Origin of the sequence: Actinomadura litoris (assembly GCF_009733595.1) — a bacterium.
GTDB lineage: Bacteria > Actinomycetota > Actinomycetes > Streptosporangiales > Streptosporangiaceae > Spirillospora > Spirillospora litoris.
On record NZ_WOFH01000003.1, the window covers coordinates 347,429 to 366,014 of the forward strand.

General features: G+C 73.5%; 19 protein-coding genes. 17 read left to right on the top strand and 2 right to left on the bottom strand.

Going from position 1 to position 18,586, the window contains the following annotated elements:
- The first annotated feature begins 40 nt into the window (after positions 1-40).
- The 14 genes from GNZ18_RS09385 (at position 41) to GNZ18_RS09450 (ending at position 13,113) form a co-directional block, all read left to right on the top strand.
- Entirely contained in the window at positions 41-2,044 is a 2,004-nt protein-coding gene (locus GNZ18_RS09385) for a GTP-binding protein (RefSeq protein ID WP_312874401.1), read from the top strand.
- A 221-nt stretch (positions 2,045-2,265) separates the two neighbouring features.
- Complete coding sequence (locus GNZ18_RS09390) at positions 2,266-2,943, top strand: HAD family hydrolase (protein WP_173390703.1); 678 nt, start codon at positions 2,266-2,268, stop codon at positions 2,941-2,943.
- A 32-nt stretch (positions 2,944-2,975) separates the two neighbouring features.
- A complete protein-coding gene (locus tag GNZ18_RS09395; RefSeq protein WP_156215861.1) occupies positions 2,976-4,151 on the top strand; it encodes a hypothetical protein in 1,176 nt (391 codons plus the stop codon).
- Entirely contained in the window at positions 4,148-4,888 is a 741-nt protein-coding gene (locus GNZ18_RS09400; RefSeq protein WP_156215862.1) for a hypothetical protein, read from the top strand. The genes GNZ18_RS09395 and GNZ18_RS09400 overlap by 4 nt, the downstream gene beginning before the upstream one ends.
- A gap of 59 nt (positions 4,889-4,947) precedes the next feature.
- Positions 4,948-5,907, top strand: coding sequence for a diiron oxygenase (locus GNZ18_RS09405; protein WP_156215863.1), 960 nt, complete (start codon positions 4,948-4,950; stop codon positions 5,905-5,907).
- The gene (gene dcd, locus GNZ18_RS09410; RefSeq protein WP_156215864.1) at positions 5,904-6,431 is read left to right on the top strand and encodes a dCTP deaminase; all 528 of its coding nucleotides are present in this window, start codon (positions 5,904-5,906) and stop codon (positions 6,429-6,431) included. Before GNZ18_RS09405 ends, dcd begins: the two co-directional genes overlap by 4 nt.
- A complete protein-coding gene (locus GNZ18_RS09415) occupies positions 6,428-6,952 on the top strand; it encodes a dCTP deaminase (protein ID WP_156215865.1) in 525 nt (174 codons plus the stop codon). The genes dcd and GNZ18_RS09415 overlap by 4 nt, the downstream gene beginning before the upstream one ends.
- Complete coding sequence (locus GNZ18_RS09420) at positions 6,949-8,049, top strand: glycosyltransferase family 4 protein (RefSeq protein WP_156215866.1); 1,101 nt, start codon at positions 6,949-6,951, stop codon at positions 8,047-8,049. Before GNZ18_RS09415 ends, GNZ18_RS09420 begins: the two co-directional genes overlap by 4 nt.
- Positions 8,046-8,456 (top strand): HIT family protein, encoded by a 411-nt coding sequence (locus GNZ18_RS09425; protein ID WP_156215867.1) that lies wholly within the window; start codon positions 8,046-8,048, stop codon positions 8,454-8,456. Before GNZ18_RS09420 ends, GNZ18_RS09425 begins: the two co-directional genes overlap by 4 nt.
- A gap of 132 nt (positions 8,457-8,588) precedes the next feature.
- Entirely contained in the window at positions 8,589-9,446 is an 858-nt protein-coding gene (locus GNZ18_RS41980) for a glycosyltransferase family 2 protein (protein ID WP_246249556.1), read from the top strand.
- A 23-nt stretch (positions 9,447-9,469) separates the two neighbouring features.
- Positions 9,470-10,633, top strand: a complete 1,164-nt coding sequence (locus GNZ18_RS09435) for a glycosyltransferase (protein WP_312874402.1) — start codon at positions 9,470-9,472, stop codon at positions 10,631-10,633.
- A gap of 35 nt (positions 10,634-10,668) precedes the next feature.
- A complete protein-coding gene (locus GNZ18_RS09440) occupies positions 10,669-11,643 on the top strand; it encodes a UDP-glucuronic acid decarboxylase family protein (protein WP_156215869.1) in 975 nt (324 codons plus the stop codon).
- Entirely contained in the window at positions 11,643-12,515 is an 873-nt protein-coding gene (locus tag GNZ18_RS09445; protein WP_156215870.1) for an alpha/beta fold hydrolase, read from the top strand. Before GNZ18_RS09440 ends, GNZ18_RS09445 begins: the two co-directional genes overlap by 1 nt.
- 73 nt (positions 12,516-12,588) lie before the next feature.
- Positions 12,589-13,113: a hypothetical protein gene (locus tag GNZ18_RS09450; RefSeq protein WP_156215871.1), complete on the top strand. Its 525-nt coding sequence runs from the start codon at positions 12,589-12,591 to the stop codon at positions 13,111-13,113.
- On the opposite strand, the gene GNZ18_RS09455 is transcribed toward GNZ18_RS09450, so the two are convergent.
- Positions 13,088-14,362 carry an amidohydrolase family protein gene (locus GNZ18_RS09455; RefSeq protein WP_173390704.1) on the bottom strand — a complete coding sequence of 425 codons (1,275 nt, stop codon included), beginning with the start codon at positions 14,360-14,362 and terminating at the stop codon, positions 13,088-13,090. The two genes, GNZ18_RS09450 and GNZ18_RS09455, sit on opposite strands and share 26 nt — an antisense overlap.
- A gap of 388 nt (positions 14,363-14,750) precedes the next feature.
- Here GNZ18_RS09455 and GNZ18_RS09460 point away from each other — a divergent pair, with 388 nt between their 5' ends.
- The 3 genes from GNZ18_RS09460 to GNZ18_RS09470 all read left to right on the top strand — a co-directional run bounded on the left by GNZ18_RS09460 (position 14,751) and on the right by GNZ18_RS09470 (position 17,430).
- Positions 14,751-15,896 (top strand): DUF5753 domain-containing protein, encoded by a 1,146-nt coding sequence (locus tag GNZ18_RS09460; RefSeq protein WP_156215873.1) that lies wholly within the window; start codon positions 14,751-14,753, stop codon positions 15,894-15,896.
- Positions 15,897-15,982: 86 nt separating this feature from the next.
- Positions 15,983-16,804, top strand: a complete 822-nt coding sequence (locus GNZ18_RS09465; protein WP_156215874.1) for an SAM-dependent methyltransferase — start codon at positions 15,983-15,985, stop codon at positions 16,802-16,804.
- 101 nt (positions 16,805-16,905) lie between these two features.
- The gene (locus GNZ18_RS09470) at positions 16,906-17,430 is read left to right on the top strand and encodes a pyridoxamine 5'-phosphate oxidase family protein (protein WP_156215875.1); all 525 of its coding nucleotides are present in this window, start codon (positions 16,906-16,908) and stop codon (positions 17,428-17,430) included.
- A 13-nt stretch (positions 17,431-17,443) separates the two neighbouring features.
- Here the strand turns inward: GNZ18_RS09470 and GNZ18_RS09475 are convergent, their stop codons facing one another.
- Positions 17,444-18,580 (bottom strand): 2Fe-2S iron-sulfur cluster-binding protein, encoded by a 1,137-nt coding sequence (locus GNZ18_RS09475; RefSeq protein ID WP_156215876.1) that lies wholly within the window; start codon positions 18,578-18,580, stop codon positions 17,444-17,446.
- Positions 18,581-18,586: the final 6 nt, after the last annotated feature.

The following is an 18,586-nucleotide window of genomic DNA, read 5'->3' on the forward strand; positions in this document are numbered from 1 at the left end:
ACACCGGTGATCGTTGCCATCGCGGAGGAGATGACGCTAAGTGAAAAGGCTGAACCTGGGCATCCTCGCCCATGTCGACGCCGGTAAGACGAGCCTGACCGAGAGGCTCCTGCACCACGCCGGGGTGATCGACGAGATCGGACGCGTCGACGACGGCAGCACCCAGACCGACACGCTCGCGCTGGAGCGGCGGCGCGGCATCACGATCCGGTCCGCCGTCGTGTCGTTCACCGTCGGCGGCACCTCGGTCAACCTGATCGACACACCGGGGCACCCCGACTTCATCGCCGAGGTCGAGCGGGCGCTCGGCGTGCTGGACGGCGCGCTGCTGGTCGTGTCCGCCGTCGAGGGCGTCCAGCCGCAGACCCGGGTGCTGTGGCGCGCGCTGCGCCGCCTCGGCGTCCCCGCGCTGGTCTTCGTGAACAAGATCGACCGGCGCGGCGCGGACCCCGAGGGCGTGCTGCGCGGCGTGTCCGAGCGGCTGACCCCGGCGGTCGTCCCGATGGGCGCCGTTTCCGGGGCCGGTTCGCGCGACGCGCGCTTCACCCCGTTCGCCGCCGGCGACCCCGGCTTCACCGCGCGGCTGCTCGACCTGCTCTCCCGCCAGGACGACGACCTGCTGGCCGACTACGTCGAGGACGAGGCCGCCGTCGGCTCCGGGCGGCTGCGCGCCGCGCTCGCCGCGCAGACCGCGCGGGCGGCGGCGCATCCGCTCTACTTCGGCTCGGCGATGACCGGCGCCGGCGTGCCCGCCCTGCTCGACGGGATCACGGGGCTGCTGCCGGGCGCGGGCGGCGACGCGGAGGGGCCGCCGTCCGGGACGGTGTTCAAGGTCGAGCGCGGCCAGGGCGGGGAGAAGATCGCCTACGTCCGCATGTACTCCGGGACGGTGCGCCCGCGCGACCGGATCGGCTTCGGCGCCGCCGACGGCGCCGAGGAGAAGGTCACCGACGTGGGCGTGGTCGATCACGGCGCGGAGGTCCTGCGCGCCCCGGTCACCGCCGGGCGGATCGGCAAGCTGTGGGGTCTCGGCCGCGTGCGGGTCGGCGACCACATCGGGGAGCGGCCCGCCGCGTCCCCTGATCGCCTCGGCCGGCAGCGTCACTTCCCGCCGCCGACCTTGGAGACCGTCGTCGCGCCGGTGCGCCGCGCCGACCGGGGCGCCCTGCACGCCGCCCTCACCCGGCTCGCCGAGCAGGACCCGCTGATCAACCTGCGCGAGGACGGGCCGGGCGAGATGTCGCTGCTGCTTTACGGCGAGGTGCAGAAAGAGGTGCTCCAGGCGACGCTGCTCGACGAATTCGGCGTGCGGGTCGCCTTCCGGGAGTCGACCACGATCTGCGTCGAGCGGCCGGTCGGCGCGGGCGCGGCGGACGAGGCGATCGGCGTGGACCCCAATCCCTTTCTCGCGACCGTCGGGCTGCGCGTGCGGCCCGCTCCGCCCGGCACCGGCGTGCGGTTCGGGCTGGAGGTCGAACTCGGCGCGATGCCGCCCACGTTCTTCCGCGCGGTGGAGGAGAGCGTCACCGAGACGCTCCGCCAGGGCCTGCGCGGATGGCAGGTCGTCGACTGCGCCGTTTCGATGACGCATTGCGGGTACTGGGCGCGCCAGAGCCATTCCCACGGAACCTTCGACAAGAGCATGTCGAGCACCGCCGGAGATTTCCGCAACCTGACACCGCTGGTTCTCATGAGCGCCCTGAAACAGGCGGGGACACGGGTGCACGAGCCGCTGCACGGGTTCAGCATCGAGACTCCGGCGAGCACGGTGCGGGCGCTGCTGCCGGTCCTCGCGCAGTTGCGGGCCGTCCCGCGGGACCACCGGACCAGGGGCGGGACGTGCCTGCTCGACGGCACGATCCCGGCGGCGCGGGTGCACGAGCTGCAGCGGCGGCTGCCCGGCCTGACGCACGGGGAGGGCGTCCTCGAATCGGCCTTCGAGCGCTACGAGCCGGTGCGCGGGGAGCCGCCGAGCCGCCCGCGCTCCGGCGTGGATCCGCTCGACCGCGAGGAGTACCTGCTGCATGTGGTCCGGCGCGTCTGACAGCTCACTGCCATTGCCCCATGCTGCCGCCGCCGCACGCTAGCCGCCTTTCTCGGGGGTCGTGCACGCTGTAACCGGAACGCCCGCCGCGTGCCGTACGCTCGGCGGCGCGAATCTTCTCCATGCACGCCGTTGGAAGGGAATTTCAGGGCGGATGGATCGCTGATATGAACCTCACCGGAATCGCTCCTGCCATTGACCAGGCGATCACCGTCGGAGGCGTGGGCGGCGTACAGGCCGTCGTCTTCGACTTCAACGGGACGATCACGGATGACGATGAGTTCCAATTCATCGTCTACGCCGAAACCGTCGCCGCGAAAATGGGGGCCGAACTCGACCGCGCCTTCTTCTTCGGGCTGCGGGGCCTCAACGACCCCGACATGTTCCGCGCGATGCATGCCCACCACGTCGGCGGGGCGCCGTCGCCGGAGTTCGTCGAGACGCTCTGCCGGGACCGCCTCGACCGCTATGTCGCGCGCGTCCGCTCCATCTCCCCGGTGCGGCCGGACGCGGCGGCCTTCGTCCGCGCGCTGGCCGCGCGCGCCCCGCACGTCCCCCTCGCCGTCGTCACCGGCGCGCCCCGCGCCGAGGCCGCGCCCGTGCTCGCCGCCGAGGGGCTGCTCGGCCTGTTCGCCACGGTCGTCACCGCCGAGGACGTCGCGCACGGCAAACCCGACCCCGAGGGATTCCTGGCGGCGCTCGCGACGCTCCGCGCGGACCGGCCGTGGCTGCGCGCCGACGAGGTCCTCGTCTTCGAGGACGCGGCGGTCGGGATCACCGCCGCGCGCCGCGCCGGGATGCGCTGCATAGGCGTCCACCTCCAGGGGCCGGAGGCGGGCGCGGACGCCGACGAGGTCCACGACGTCATGGGCCCGCACCTGCTGTACCCCACCGCCTGAACGGACCCCACATCGAGAAGGAGGTGGACGACATGGAGGTCAGCATGCAGGTCAGCGTCGCGGTGATGTACCACCCGAGCCGGGAGCGCAGCGCGCGGGCCGTCGCGCGCGGGTGCGCGGAGCTGTCGCCGATCCTGGTCCCCGACCCCGACCCCGGCGGGCCGCCGAGCCCGCTGCGCACCGCCAAGCGCGCCTGGGCAGCCTGCCCACCGGGTGCCACGCACCACCTGGTCCTCCAGGACGACGTCGTCCTCGCCGCGGACTTCGTGACCCAGCTGACCGGCGCGGTGCGGCTGCGCCCGGCCCACGCGGTCGCGCTCTACGCCAACCGCAACAGCGTCCGCAACTCCTACCTGCTGCGGCGCGCGGCGGCGCTCGGCTCCCGGTGGGCGCCGCTGTCGCGGCACGAGTACACGCCCACCCTCGGCCTGCTGCTCCCCGCCGAGCACGCGCGGGCGCTGGCGGAGTACCTGCGCGCGTTCCCCGACGACTACCGCGACGACGACGAGGCCGTGACGGTGTTCTGCCGCGAGCGCGGCGTCCCCGCCGTCGGCACGGTGCCGAGCCTGATCGACCACGGCGACCTGCCGAGCGTCGCGGGAAACGGCACCCACGGCACCCGGCACGCGGCGGTGTTCGCCGACCACGCCGGGGTGGACGCGGGCTACTGGAACGGCGCCGAGGCCGCCGGCGCGCCCGGCGCGCGGGCCCTGCTCCCGCACACACTGGAGCTGCACGACTCGCGGTGCCTGATCCGGTTCGCGCGTCCCGCGGCCGGGGAGCCGGTCGACTCGCTGTTCGGCTGGTACTGGCACGACTGGTGCGAGCTGCTCGGCGCGTCGCCCGAGGCCGTCCTCGCCGGATGGGCCGAGCACATGGAGAGCGGCGACGCCTACGCGTCGATGGGCATCGCCGACGCGATGGTGTTCCCGGTCGAGGCCGCGCTGGAGGTCTGGGCCGCCGGGTACCTGCTCGGCGTCGACGTCTCCGCCGACCCCGACGCGGCGGTGCCGGAGGTCTCGCCGGTGTTCCGCCGCTCGGTCGAGACCTGGCTGGACGCGGGGCTCGCCGAACCCGACCGGGAGCGGCTGGACGCGGCCGGACGCGCCGGGCTGGTCGAGACGTGCCTCGCGGGGTTCCGCGCGGGCGTCCTCGCCGGTCTGGCACCGGCCGCGCCCGCCGACCTGTGCGGGATCGAGGCGCCATGACCGCGCGCTCCCCGTTCGCGGCGGCGGCGGCGACGGTGGCGGCGATGGCGGCGCGGGAGGCCGCCGCGCTGACGCTCGTCCCGGACCTGCGGGTCAGGACCGACGGCCCCGACCCGGAGATCCTCTTCCGTCCCGTCGACTGCCCGTGGTGCGGGGCCGCGGCCCCGTGCCCGCCGCCGATGCGCGAGATCGCGTTCACCGGCGACCGCGCGCTGCCCCGGCTGTCGCTGCTGGCCTGCGAGGAGGTGACCGCGAGGTCGCTGCTCGCGCTCACGCTGATCCGCTCCGCCGAGGCGTCCGCCCCGCCGAGGTTCGTCACGCGGGGTGTGTTCTGGGCGCGGACGGTCGGCACCGGCCCGATCGAGGACCTCGGTTCCGGTCTCGCCCTCCTCGACGCCGCGGAACGCTGGTTCGACGATCTGCTCCCCGCGCTCCGCTCCGGCCCCCCGAGGCGGGACGACCTCCCACACCTCCCGTACCCCCCGGAACCGCTTGATGGCGCACACTGGACGCACCCGGGTGACGCGCCGCTCCCGGTGTCCGTCCGCGCCGCGCGCCCGGCGCCGGACGGACGGCGCGCCGGGACGGTCGCCTCGTCGCGCCGGAGCCTGCACTTCCTCTCCCCGCACGCGCGGGGGGAGTCCGCCGCGCGGCTCAACCACGCCTACCTGTCGGCACGGGCGGACGCGGTGCGCGCCGCCCTGACCGTCCGAGACCACCCAGCCCTCGCCGTCTGACCCGTTGTCCGCCCTCGACCTCAGGTACCGCACACCAGGAGTGAATGAGGAGCACCGACATGACGATCACGTCCGACGCGCCAGGTCCGGCCGGCTCCGGCCCGGACACCCTCCGGCGGCTCGTCGCGGCCTGGCCGCGCCGCGCGACCATCCGCACGGACCTGGACAAGGTGACCGACCCGGGGCCCTACGACCCCGCCCTGATGGACTACCCCGTCTCCCTGCTGCCGTTCGCGGGGCATCCGAGCTACCTGGCCGCGTCCGACGAGCAGCGCCTCCAGGTCAACACCCTCGCCTGGCTCGCCTACAACGAGCGCGTCATCGCGGCGGAGGAGCACGTCGCCAACCCCACCTTCGAGAAGCTCTCGCACGGCGTGTTCCCGGGCGCGGACGGCGTCGACGCCCGGGAGGCCATCCAGCAGTCGCACATCGACGAGGTGTGGCACACCTACATGCACATGCTGGCGATGCAGCGCAGCCGCGAGGCCCGCCGGGTGACCGCCGAGCCGAACGACTACCTCCACCCGGTCACCAACCGCAGGCTGTACAGGCTGGCGGACGAGGCGTCCGAGCAGTGGGAGCGCGACCTGCTCTACCTGCTGTGGACGGTCGTCGGGGAGGTCAGCATCAACGCCTTCCTCGACCTCGTCGCCGGCGACCGGACGATCCAGCCGGGCCACGCGCTCATCGCCCGCCTGCACGCCCGCGACGAGGCCGCGCACGGGCCGATCCTCGCCGAAGTGATGAAGGACGTGTTCGTCCACCTCAACGCGGCGCAGCGGGAGGTGCTGGTCCGGCGGCTGCCCGAGGCCGTCACCGCGTTCGGCGCGGAGGACTACGAGCTGTGGCTGCGCATCCTGGACTTCGCCGGGTTCGCCGACGCGCGCGCGATCGTCGAGGACAGCCGCGCGCTGCCCGGCGCGGAGCTGATGCTGACCGACTTCGCGCCGATCCAGCGGCTGATCCGCGAGCTCGGCGTCGACGACCGGGTGGACCTCGACCTGCCGGCGCCGTCATGATCCTCACCGGCCCGGAGATCACCGAGGCCGCGGCGGACGGCCGGATCACGATCTCCCCGTTCGTCCCCGAGCAGGTCAACCCCAACAGCTACAACGTCCGGCTGGGCGAGACGCTGCTGGCCTACACCGACGAGGTCATCGACCCCTACCGCTCGAACCCGACCAGCGCCGTGCAGCTCGGCGAGGAGGGCCACGTGCTGCGGCCCGACCAGCTCTACCTCGGCCACACGGTCGAGAGCGTCGGGTCGGAGGTCTACGTCCCGCTGCTGTTCGGCCGCTCCTCGGTCGGCCGGCTCGGGCTGTTCGTGGAGATCACCGCGCCGATCGGCGACATCGGGTTCGTCGGGCAGTGGACGCTGATGCTCTCGCCGGTCCGCCCGCTGCGCGTGTACCCGGGGATGAAGATCGGCCAGATCATGTTCTTCGTCTCGCTGGGGCGGATCGACCTCTACGACGGGAAGTACCAGGGCTCCGAGGGCCCGCAGGCGTCCCGGTACTGGGCGGACCGGATGGCCCTTCCATGATCCTCACCGGACCGGCGATCCGCGCGGCAGTCCGGCTCGGTGACATCGTCATCGACCCGTTCGATCCCGCGCGGGTCTCGCCGAACGCCTACGACTGGCGGCTCGGCGACACGATCCGGGTCTGCGAGGTCGACCTGGACGCGGCCGCCTCCACCGAGCTGCCCGAGCAGGTCATCCCGCCCGAGGGCATGGTGCTGCTGCCGGGCCGCCTCTACCTCGGCATCACGCACGAGCGCACCGGGTCCGAGCGGTACGCGCAGCTGCTGAACGGCGACCACACGACCGGCGGGCTCGGCATCTGGGTGCACGTGTCCGCGCCGCTCGGGCACGTCGGCCACGCGATCCGCTGGACGCTGGAGATCCGGGTGGCGCGCCCCGTCCGGGTCTACCCCCGGATGACCTTCGGGAAGGTCGTCTTCCTGGCGGCGCACGGGTCGCGGCTCAGCTACCAGCAGGTCGCGGCCAAGTACGCGCGGTCGGACGGCATCGACATCTCCCACCTGTACCGGGAGCTCCAATGAGAGTGATCACCGGGGTCGACCTGCCGCCGGACAGCCCCGGCGGCAGCGTCGAACTCCTCCGCGACCTCTACCTCGGCCCGGACCGCCCGATCCGCGCGGACGTGTTCATGCTGGGCGACCCGGGCGACCCGGGCGACCCGGGCGACCCGGGCGGGAGCGATCCGGCGTTGCTGGCGGTCGGGGGCAAGTGCCTGGACGGCCCCGACTTCTGGCGCTACGTGGACGACCTCGCCGGGGCCGTGCGGCGCCGGTTCGGGCCCGCCGGGCACGGGGTGCTGCACCTCCAGCACCTCGCGTTCGGCGCGACGCCCGCGCTGCTGCGCGCGTTCCCGGACCGGCCGAGCCTCGCGCTCGTCCACGGGACGGACCTGCTGTTCGCCGCGGACCACCCGACGCAGGGCGAGGTGCTCCGCGAGGCGGCCGCCGCCGCGCACGCCATCGTCGTGCCGACCCTGGCCATGGCCGACCTGCTGCACAACCTGGCGCCGGGGGTGGTGCGCCGCGTCGAGCACGTCCCGTGGGGCGTCCCCGACCACCTGCTCGCCGCGCCGCCCGAGCGCGAGCCCGCCGAGCCCGGCCTGCCGCGCCTGCTGTACGCGGGCCGGCTCACGGCGGAGAAGGGCGTCGAGACGCTGATCGTGGACGGCGCGCGCCTCGAAGGCGTCGCGGTGTCGGTCGCGGCCCCGGCGGCGCAGTTCGCGGCGCTGCGCGACCGGCACGACCTGTCCGGCGTCCGCTACCTGGGCTGGCTGCCCCGGCCCGCGCTGTGGCGGACGTTCGCGCGGCACGACCTGCTGCTCGTCCCCTCCACCCGGCTGGAGGCGTTCGGGCTGGTGGCCGTCGAGGCGCAGGCGTGCGGGCTGCCGGTGCTCTACCAGCCGGTGCCGGGCCTGGCGGAGGTGCTGGGGGACAGCGCCGTCGCGGTGGACTTCACCGACCCGGCCGGCCTGGCGAACACCGTCGCGTGGCTGCGCCGGGACGAGGCCGCGCTCGCCGACCTGCGGGCGGCCGGGCGCCGCAACGCGGCCCGGTTCGCGCTGTCGCGGACGGCGGCGGAGCTGGCCCGGCTGTCCGCCGCGATCGGGGGAGGGCCATGACCGGCGGCTGCGTCTTCTGCGCGATCATCGCGCGCCGGGAGCCCGCCGCGCTCCTGTACGAGGACGAGCTGACGCTGGCCTTCCTCGACATCACCGCCGTCACCGACGGGCACACGCTGGTGATCCCCCGGCCGCACCGCGCCGACCTGTGGGAGATCGAGGAGGAGCTGGCGGCGGCGGTCGCGCGGACCGTCCACCGCATGGCGCGGCGCATCCGCGACGTCCTGGAGCCGGACGGCCTGACGCTCTTCCAGGCGAACCGGGACGCGGGCTGGCAGGACGTGTTCCACCTGCACGTCCACCTGGTGCCGCGCGCCGCCGGCGACCGGCTGACCAGGCCGTGGACGGCGGCGCCCGTCCCGCTGGAGACGCTGGCGGCGACCCGCGACCGCCTCGGCCTGCTCTGAACCCGGCTGCCCGGCATATTGTTGCCAATCTATTGCCAAAAGTTGCCTTGCCTGGCACCATGAGGGCAGTGGGACATGTCCGTGCCGCGCCCCCCGCATGAGCCGGGGCGTGCCCCCGAGGAGGATGACCCGATGCCGCTGGACCCGATATCGGTGGTGACGCTCACCCGCCGCCGCCCGGAGATGCTCCGCCGCGCGATGGACTCGGTGCGCGCCCAGGACTACGAGGGCGAGATCGAGCACGTCATCGTCATCGACGACGACGCGGACTCGGTGCCCACCGCCGAGCAGGCGCCGTCCCGGCCGGGGCTGCGGGTCGTGCCGCACCTGGTCCGCCGTCCCGCCGAGGAGGTCGGGCTGCCGCACGAGCGCCGCTACACCTATCCGCGCCAGGCGCGGCTGTTCAACGAGGGCGCCCGCAGGGCCTCCACCCCGTGGGTCGCCTACCTCGACGACGACAACGAGTACGAGCCCGACCACCTGCGCACGCTGATGCGGACCGCCCGCGCGAGCGGCGCCCGCGCCGTCCACTCCGGCCGCAAGATGCTGTTCCCCGACGGCTCGCCCTACCTCGACGAGCTGTGGCACACCGCGCGCCACCGCGACCTCGACGAGGCCGCCCGCATCTACAACATGATGTGCGACCGCGGCGTCTGGATCCGCGGCACCAACCACCTGATGGACCGCGCCGACCCCGTCCGGCGCGAGACCTGGCGCCCGAGCACCGTGATCGAGCCCGGCGACCCCGTCTACCTGGTCGACCAGAGCTCCTGGCTGATCCGGCGGGACGTCCTCATGGACCACCCGATCCCCGAGACCTACAGCGAGGAGGACCACGCCAACAACATGGCGCCCGACGACAAGCTCCTCCAGGTCCTGCTCAACAACGAGGTCGGGATCGTCCCGACGGGGCTGCCCACCGTCCGCTACTACCTCGGCGGCGTGTCCAACCTGATCGAGACCCCGGCCGCGCCCGCCGCCGCCGGGTGAGGCCGTCGCGGCGAGGAGGCGCAGTGGACCGCACAGGCGCGGTGGACCGCGAGGAACCCGTGGACATCAGCATCGTCATCCCGTTCAAGCAGCGCCCGCGGACGCTGGAGATCGTCCTCGCGTCGCTCGCGGAGCAGACGATGGAGCGTTCTCGGTTCGAGGTCGTCGTCGGCGCGCTGGAGTACTCGACCGGGTACGTCGCGCTCTGCGCCCGCTTCGCCGACCGCCTCACGATCCGCTCCGTGCTGTCGGACGAGCCGTGGAACGTCAGCAGGGCCCGCAACCTCGCGATCCGGCAGGCGTCCGGCCGGGTGATCGTCACCCTGGACGCCGACGTGGCGCTCCCCGCCGCGACGCTGGAGAACCTCTACGAGCGCTATTTCGCGAAAGAGGACGAGATCTGCGTCCTCGGCCAGTCCATCGGGTACAGCAGCCGCCGGTCCGGCGGCGACGAGCTGGAACCCTTCGACCACTACCGGAAGGTGCTCGCGGACCTGGACCCGCGCGAGGCCCCGCCGGATCCGCGCCGCCGCGTGGACCCGGTCGTCCTGCCCTGGACGCTCGTCTGGTCGGGCTTCGTGGCGCTGCCCGCCGCGCTCGTCCGGGCCCACGGCCTGCTCTTCGACGAGGGGTTCCGGGGCTGGGGGATCGAGGACCAGGAGTGGGGCTACCGGATCCAGGCGACCGGCACCCCGATCACGATGGCACCGGACGTCTTCGGCCTGCACCTGCCCCATCCCCGCGACAACGCCGCCAACACCGTCAGCTTCGACGGCAACGGCACCTACTTCCTCTCCAAATGGCCGTCCCTGGACGTCGAGTCGTTCCGCGCCTTCGGCATGTACGAGGCGAACGAGCGCTATCTCGACCTCGCGGAGAGCGTGCGCCGCTGCGTCCCGCCCGGACGCGTCCCCGGCGTCGTGCGCGGCCCCTCCAAGGGCACCGACCTCCTCGTGATCGGTGCCGAACTCGACGCGGACGGCGCCGTCCGCGACCCCGCCGTCACCGCGATGTTCGACGGCCCCGCCGAGGCGTCGCCGCTGGTCGGCCTCGCCCTTCCCCACCCGGACGGCGGCGTGGACGGGTGCGTGGTCCTGCCGCCCGTCGCGCGGCTGGGCGAGCCCTACCGGGACGCGGTCCTCCGCGAGGCCCGGCGGGTCTCCCGGGGCCCCGTCACCTGCGTGTGAACGCCGCGTCCTTCCGCATCACGAAAGGAGCGTCAATGCGCGTTGTCGTCACCGGCGGCGCCGGGTTCCTCGGCTCGCACCTGTGCGAGGCCCTGCTGGAACGCGGCGACCAGGTCGTGTGCGTGGACGACCTCAGCACCGGAAAGCTCTCCAACATCGAATCCCTCATCGCCGACCCGTCCTTCGTCTTCGTCGAACGCGACGTCGCGCTCGGGCTGGACATCGACTACTCCGTGGACGCCGTCGCCCACCTGGCGAGCCCCGCCTCCCCGCCCGACTACCTCCTGCGCCCGTTGCAGACCCTGAGGACGTGCAGCCGCGGCACCGAGCACGCCGTCTCGCTCGCGAAGCGGCACGGGGCCCGTTTCGTCCTCGCCTCCACCAGCGAGGTCTACGGAAGCCCCGCCCTGCATCCCCAGCCCGAGGAGTACTGGGGCAACGTCAACCCGATCGGGCCGCGCAGCGTGTACGACGAGGGGAAGCGCTACGCCGAGGCGCTCACGTCGGCGTTCCGCCGCGCCCACGACGTCGACACCGGGATCGTCCGCATCTTCAACACCTACGGCCCCCGCATGGACGCGGGCGACGGCCGGGTCGTCTCCACGTTCATCTCCCAGGCGCTGGCGGGGGAGCCCCTCACCGTCCACGGCGACGGCTCCCAGACCCGGAGCTTCTGCTACGTGGACGACCTCGTCCGCGGCCTGCTCTCCATGATCGACTCGACCGAGCCGGGCCCGGTCAACCTCGGCAACCCGCAGGAGTACTCCGTGCTGGAGCTGGCGTCGATCGTCCGCCGGATGACCGGTTCGACCTCGCCGATCCGCCACCACGGGCTCCCGCAGGACGACCCGCCCCGCCGCCGTCCCGTCATCGAACGCGCCGCGCAGTCGCTCGGCTGGTCGCCCAAGACCGACATCGAGGACGGTATAGAACGCACGATCACCTGGTTCCTGGACGAGGGCGGCGCCCGGCGGGCCGCGACCGCCGACCGAGCCCCCATCATGGAGTGATGTTCGAGGGCTTCACCGAGTTCGACATCACCACGACCGGCACGACGATCCACGGACGCCGGGGCGGCGACGGCCCCCCGGTCCTCCTCCTGCACGGCATCCCCGAGACCCACCTGATGTGGCACCGCGTGGCGCCGGCGCTCGCCGAACGCCACACCGTCGTCGCCGCCGACCTGCGCGGATATGGGGACAGCGGGACGCCGCCGAGCACACCCGACCACGCCCCCTACGCCATGCGCGAGATCGCCCGCGACCAGGTCGAGGTCATGCGCGCCCTGGGCTTCGACCGGTTCGGCGTGGTCGGGCACGACCGCGGCGCGCGCTGCGCCTACCGGATGGCGCTGGACCACCCCGCCGCCGTCGACCGCCTGGCCGTGCTCGACATCGTCCCGACCGGCGAGGCGTTCGGCCGCGCCGACATGGACTTCAGCCTGGGCTACTGGGTGTGGTCGTTCCTGGCGGCGCCCGCACCCGTCCCCGAGCGGCTGATCGCGGGCGCGCCCGAGACCTTCGTCGACCACATGCTGGACTCCTGGTCGGACGCGCCGCACGCCTTCCCCGCCGCCGTCCGCGCCGAGTACGCCGCGAGGTTCCGCGACCCCGCGACCGTCCACGCCATCTGCGAGGAGTACCGCGCCGCCGCCACCCTCGACCACCGCCACGACGAGGCCGACCGGGGCACGAACCGCATCGCCTGCCCGGTCCTCGCCCTCTGGAGCGCGACCGGGGCCGTGGCCGCCTGGTACGACCCGCTGGAGATCTGGCGGACCTGGGCCGACGACGTCCGGGGGGCCGCGCTCCCGTGCGGCCACTTCCTCCCGGAGGAGGCCCCGGCCGAGACCGCCCGCCACCTCCTGGACTTCCTCGGCTGAGGGCGGCGGCGCGGCGAGTCGCCCGACCATGATCGGTTCGCTGGCGGGCGTGCCGTTCTGGTGCGCTTCGTCCGTGACCGTCACCACCACCGCCCCGCCCGCCACCGACACCGACCCGTCAGGCCGGCGGGTGGTCGTGACGGTCGTCGCGGTCCAACTCGCCGCGTGCCTCGGCTTCTTCGCGGTGACGGCGCACCTCGTCGCGCACCTCAGGCACGACCTCGGCCTGCTCGCCGGGACGGTCGGGCTGGTCCTCGGCGTGCGGGTCGGCCTCCAGTACGCGCTCCTGCCGCCGGTCGGCGCGGTCACCGACCGGATCGGCGCCCGCCGGACCGGCGCGATCGCCTGCGCCGTGCGCGCGCTCGGCTTCGTCCTGCTCGGCGGCGCCGGGACCGTGGGCGCGCTGCTGGTCGCGGCGGTCTTCCTCGCCGTCGGCGGCGCCGCCTTCGCCGGAGACCTGGTGATCGGCCGCCTGTTCGACCTCGGCTCGACGGCGGCGACGCTGGCGCTCACCGGGGTCGGCGTGTCCGCGCTCGTCGCCGCGTTCGGCGCACGCGGCCCGGGGGCCGGGCCTAGGGCAGGGGGGCGCGCTCCCTGAGGCGCGCGATCGCCTCGGCCGCCTGGCCGAGGAGGGGGGCGTCGTCGGTCAGAGGGCGGCCGTTCCGGACCAGCGTGCGGCCGTCCACCAGGACGGTGTCCACGTGGGCGCGATCCATTTGCAGGACGACCGTGCTGTAGGGATCCAGGACGGGGGCGACGTCGGCGCGGGAGGCGCGCAGGACCAGCAGGTCGGCGCGCTTGCCCGGGGTCAGCGAGCCGGTGCGCTCGCCCAGGCCGAGGACGCGGGCCCCGGCGAGGGTCGCCATGCGCAGGACGTCCCGCACCGACAGGCCGGGCCGGTCGTGGACGCCGTGCTCCGCGTGCCGTCCCGCCTGGTAGGCCGCGCGCATCTGGGTGAACATGTCGGCGGGCACCGTGACCTCGACGTCGGTGCTGAGCGTGATCGGGACGTGGTGGCGGGCTGACGTCATCGGGTAGCCGTGGCCCATCGTCAACTCGACGGCGGGCGAGACGGAGACGCCGCCGCCGGAGTCGGCGATGATCGCCAGCTCGCCCTCGTCCACCCCGTTGGCGTGGATGAACGTGGTTCCGGGGACGAGCGCGCCGATGTCGCGCAGCCGCGCGACCGACTTGCCCACCGAGAGGTGCCGTGCGGCGCGCAGGCCGAGGTCGCGGGCGAGCCCGGCGTTGCGGCGCTCGACGTCGTCGTCGCCTCCCTCGGTGACCAGGGCCATGGTGACCAGGCCGTTCGCGGCGGGCAGGAGGTCGGCGCGGACGCGGCGCACGTCGCCGGGCAGCGCGAAGCCGTCCCGCATCAGGCCCGGAAAGCTCCGGCCGTAGGCGAACACGGTGCGGACGCCGGATTCGAGGTGCGCGGCGATGACCGCGTCGGTGATCTCCGGGCTCTCCTGCACGTTCGAGACGTCCTGGACGGTGGTGATCCCCGACGCGAGCGCGGCGCGGGCGCTGAGCAGGGTGCCGAGGTGGAGGTCGCGCGGGCCGAGGGCGGGCGCGAGCCGTCCGAGGACGTCGGACAGGTAGTCGTCCAGGCTGTGGCCCGGCGCGATGCCTCTGAGCAGCGCCTCCCACATGTGCCGGTGGGAGTCGACGAAGCCCGGCAGCAGGATCCCGTCCGGGAGGTCGACCACCTCGGTCCCGGAGGGCGGGACGACGGTCGCGCCGACGGCGCCGATGCGGTCGCCCTCGACCAGGACCTGTCCGGGGGAGTGGTCCCCGACGCTGGAATCCATGGAGAGGACGTGCGCGGCACGGAACAGGGTGGGCATGGGGGATCTCCTCCGGTTCGCGTCAGGGAAGCCACAGGTGCGCCCGGCGGCGGGATGATCCCGGCGCCGCCGCACCGGCTGCTCATAGAAGGCATTTCCCTCCATTTCAACGGTGCCGCGGGTGCGCCGGCATCGGGTTCCCCACAATGCCGGACGACCCTCGTGTGGTTAGGAGAATTACCGGCTTTCGGACACATTCGGATATACCCGAGAGTATCCGAATCGCGTCCGAGGATGACCGACCTGCGGTGAACGACGGGGCGGGCTACCCTGAGCGGGCAGTGGCGGGACGCCGCGCCCGATCGGGATGAATTGCGTCGTGTGACATAACTCGTGGCGACCCCACTGGGATCATGTCAGCGACGGCCGGCGCACGGACGCGGCGACGATGAAACGGATCGACGACATGCCGGACGACCATCGTGGAAACGGATACGAGACGGTGATCGCCGCCCTGGCGTACAACCGATATCTCGCGGGCAGACCCTCCTACTACGAGATCGCGAGGGTGTCGTCGAAGCTGGCCCAGCGCCCGCTTCCGGTGCGCGGCGTCACCGTCGGGCACCTGCCGAAATCGAGCGCGCACGAGCTCATGCAGGGCAAATACTCGCGCATTCGCCGGTGGGATCTGGTGGCGTCGCTGTGGGCCACGCTCGCGGAGATCGCCGAGCGGCGCGGCGCGGACGGCCCCGAGCCGATCACGCTGGAGGAGCTGCGCCTGCACCATGACGCGGTGGGCAGGCCACCGCGCCCCCGACCGGCTCCGGCGGCCGGGGTCGCCGGTGTCGCCGAGGGGGCACGGGCCCGCCTCGCCCCGCCCGCGCCCCCGCCCGCATGCGACGCCCTGCCGGGCCCCGGCGCCCGGATGGCCGTCGCCCGCCTCCGGCTCCTCGCCGAGGCCAGGCGGCGCGGCGGGCCGGCGTGGTGGCGGCCCTACGGCGACGTCGTCCTCGGCCACGAGGAGATCCGCCTCACACTGGAGCCGGAGCTGAGCGTGATCCGGATCTACGCCCCCGACCGCGTCCCCGAGCTGCTGCGGACCGCGTACTACGCGCACGAGATGGCGGGCGCCGACCTCCCCGGCGCGAGCCGGAGGCGGCGGGAGCGGAGGGTCGAGCTGTGCCGCCGGCGCCAGGAGATCCTGCACCGGCCCGACCCGCCGCAGCTCTGGGTGCTGCTGGACGAGCGGGCGCTGCGCACGACGCCCGGCGGCTCGTTCATGATGCGCGGCCAACTCGCCCGGCTCATCGAACTCGCGCGCCTTCGGCATATCACCCTTCAATTGGTTCCGGCGAAATCGGCCGAGCACGCGGTGACCGAGGGCCCGATCACCATCATGCAGCTTCCCGAACGGCACCATCCCTACCTCGTCTACATCGAGCATCCCGCGTACGGGCTTTATCCGCACGAATCAAATGACGTTGACTATTTCGTGCACGCGTTCGGCCGGCTCGCGATCTCCGCGTGGCCGGAGGAGGAGACGGTCGAACGCCTGCGCGGCATGCTGGACAGGCCCTGGGCGACGGACGGGTAACCGTTTCCCCCGCATCGGCGATCTGGTCTGATGGGTGCTGAGCCTCTGCACCCCCGGCGCCTGCGCCCGAAAGGTCACGATGCGTGATGAGCAACGAGGAGTTCTTCGCCGCCGCCGAACGAGAACTGATGGCGGAAATCGACACCAGCGTCCCCCATTCGGCACGAATCTGGAACTACTGGCTCGGCGGCAGCGACAATTTCGCGGTCGACCAGGAGGCGGGTGAGGAGTACGCCCGCACATTCCCCGCGATCACCGTGCTCGCGCGGCTGTCGCGGGAGTTCCTCGGCCGCGCCGTCCGGTACCTGGCGGCCGAGCGCGGCGTCCGCCAGTTCCTCGACATCGGCACCGGTCTGCCGACCGAGGAGAACACGCACCAGGTGGCGCAGCGCGCCGCGCCGGAGAGCAGGATCGTCTATGTCGACAACGACCCGCTCGTCCTCGTCCACGCGCGGGCGCTGCTGACGAGCAGGCCGGAGGGCGCCACGCACTACATCGACGCCGACCTGCACGACCCGGCGGGCATCATCGAGCGCGCGCGGGCCTACCTGGACTTCGACGAGCCGATCGCGCTGATGCTGATGGGCATCCTCGGGCACGTGGCCGACGACGGGGAGGCGCTGTCGATCGCGCGGCGGCTGCTGGCGGCGCTGCCGTCCGGGAGCTACCTCGTCCTGTACGACGGCACCGCCACCGACCAGGCGTTCATCGAGGCCCAGCAGGGCTACGACGACACCGGCGCGGTCCCCTACCGGCTGCGCCACCCGGACACGGTGGCGGCCTTCTTCGCGGGCCTCGACCTGGTGGAGCCCGGCGTGGTGCCGCTGCCGCTGTGGCGGCCCGACCCGAGCCCGCTGGACCCGCCCGGCTCGGCCGACGCCTACTGCGGCGTCGCGCGGAAGCCCTGACAGCGAGGACCGATCGCACCGGCTCCCCTCCGGCGCCGATGAGTTTCCGGTCGGAGGATGGTCCATTCCCTGTGAACGGCGACACGACCGGAGGCGATCACATGGGCGTCAGCGAGCCCGTCGAGACCACCAACCTCGACCGTTACGGCAACGAGCCGCTGCCCTGGAGCAGGGCGCACGAGCGGCTGAAGGTCGACCTGTCCAAGATCAGCACGGCGGCGTTCCTGTCGACGACCAGGCCGGACGGCCGTCCGCACGCCGCCGGGATCGGAGCGCTCTGGCTGGACGAGGACCTCTACTTCACCAGCGGGCCCGGCACCCGCAAGTCGCGCAACCTGGCCGCGAACCCGGCCTGCGTGTACTCGGTGCGGCTGGAGGGCCTCGACCTGGTCGTCGAGGGCGAGGCCGCGCGGGTCACCGACGGCGCGACGCTGGAGCGGGCCGCGGCGTCCTACGACCAGGACGGCTGGCCCGCGCGGGTCGACGGCGACGCGCTGACCGCGCCGTTCAGCGCGCCCAGCGCGGGCCCGCCGCCCTGGTACCTGTACCGGATCGGGATCCACACCGCCGTCGGCGTCGCGACCGTCGAGCCCTACGGCGCGACCCGGTGGCGCTTCCGCGACTGAGCCGGCGGTCCGCCTAGAGGTCCAGTTCGACGTCGGTGAGCGGGTAGGCGACGCAGCTGTGGACGTGGCCGGAGGCGTGGTCGGCCATCCGGAGCCGCGCCTCCTCGGCGCTGTGCACCTCGCCCTTCAGCACGCGGACCCGGCACAGGCTGCACTCGCCCGACCGGCACGCCGACTCGGGGCGGACGCCGTTGTCCTCCAGCGCGTCCAGGAGGGGGCGCCCGCGCGGGGTCCGGAAGGCGGTGCCGCGGACGGTGACCGTCACCTCCTCCTCCGGCGGGAGGTCCCGCGGCCAGTGCGGCTGGTCCTGCGGGCGGGCGGGCGCGCCGTTGGCCTCGAAGCGGGTCCGGCGCCGCGGGTGGCGCAGCCGGGTGAGCTGCTGGAGGGCGTGCGGGTAGAGGGCCTGCGGGCCGCAGACGTAGACCATGCGACCGCCGAGGGGCCCGGCGAGCGCGGCGATGGCCGCCGAGTCGATCAGGCCGGTGCGCCCGGTCCAGCCCGGGGCCGGGTCCTGGACGACATGGTCGACGCGGATGTTGCGGTGCGCCCCGGTGACGGCGGCCAGCTCGGCCTCGAAGATCACGTCGTCGGACGAGCGGGACCCGTAGATCAGGTGCAGCCGCCGCGCGAGCCCCTGCCCGGTGATGTCGCGGATCATGCTCATGGCGGGCGCGACGCCCGACCCCCCGGCGAGGAACACGACGTCCTCGCCGTGGAAGAGCGGGTTGTGGTGGAACGTGCCCATCGGGCCGGTGCTGGTGAGCGTGTCGCCGACCTTGAGCGTGTCGAGGAGCAGGTTGCTGATCCGGCCGCCGGGCACGCGCCGGACGGTCAGGTCGTAGCGGTCGAGCGTCCCCGGCCCGGAGGAGATCGCGAAGGGGCGGGTGGTGCCGTCCGCGAACAGCGTGACGTACTGGCCCGCGAGGAAGGGCGGCAGGTCGCCGCCGTCCGGCCGCCGCATGCGGAAGGTCTTGGTCGTCGGTGTCTCGACGACGATCTCCGCGACGGCGAGCGCGAGGCGCCTCGGGTGGAAGGTGTCGATCCGGCGGCGGGTCTGGCCCACGTGGTCGCGCCGGTCCGGCGGGCGCGCGTCGATCTCGGCTCTGACCTGCTCGTATCCGTCGTAAAGCTCGGCGGTGGGACGCGTCATCGGTGC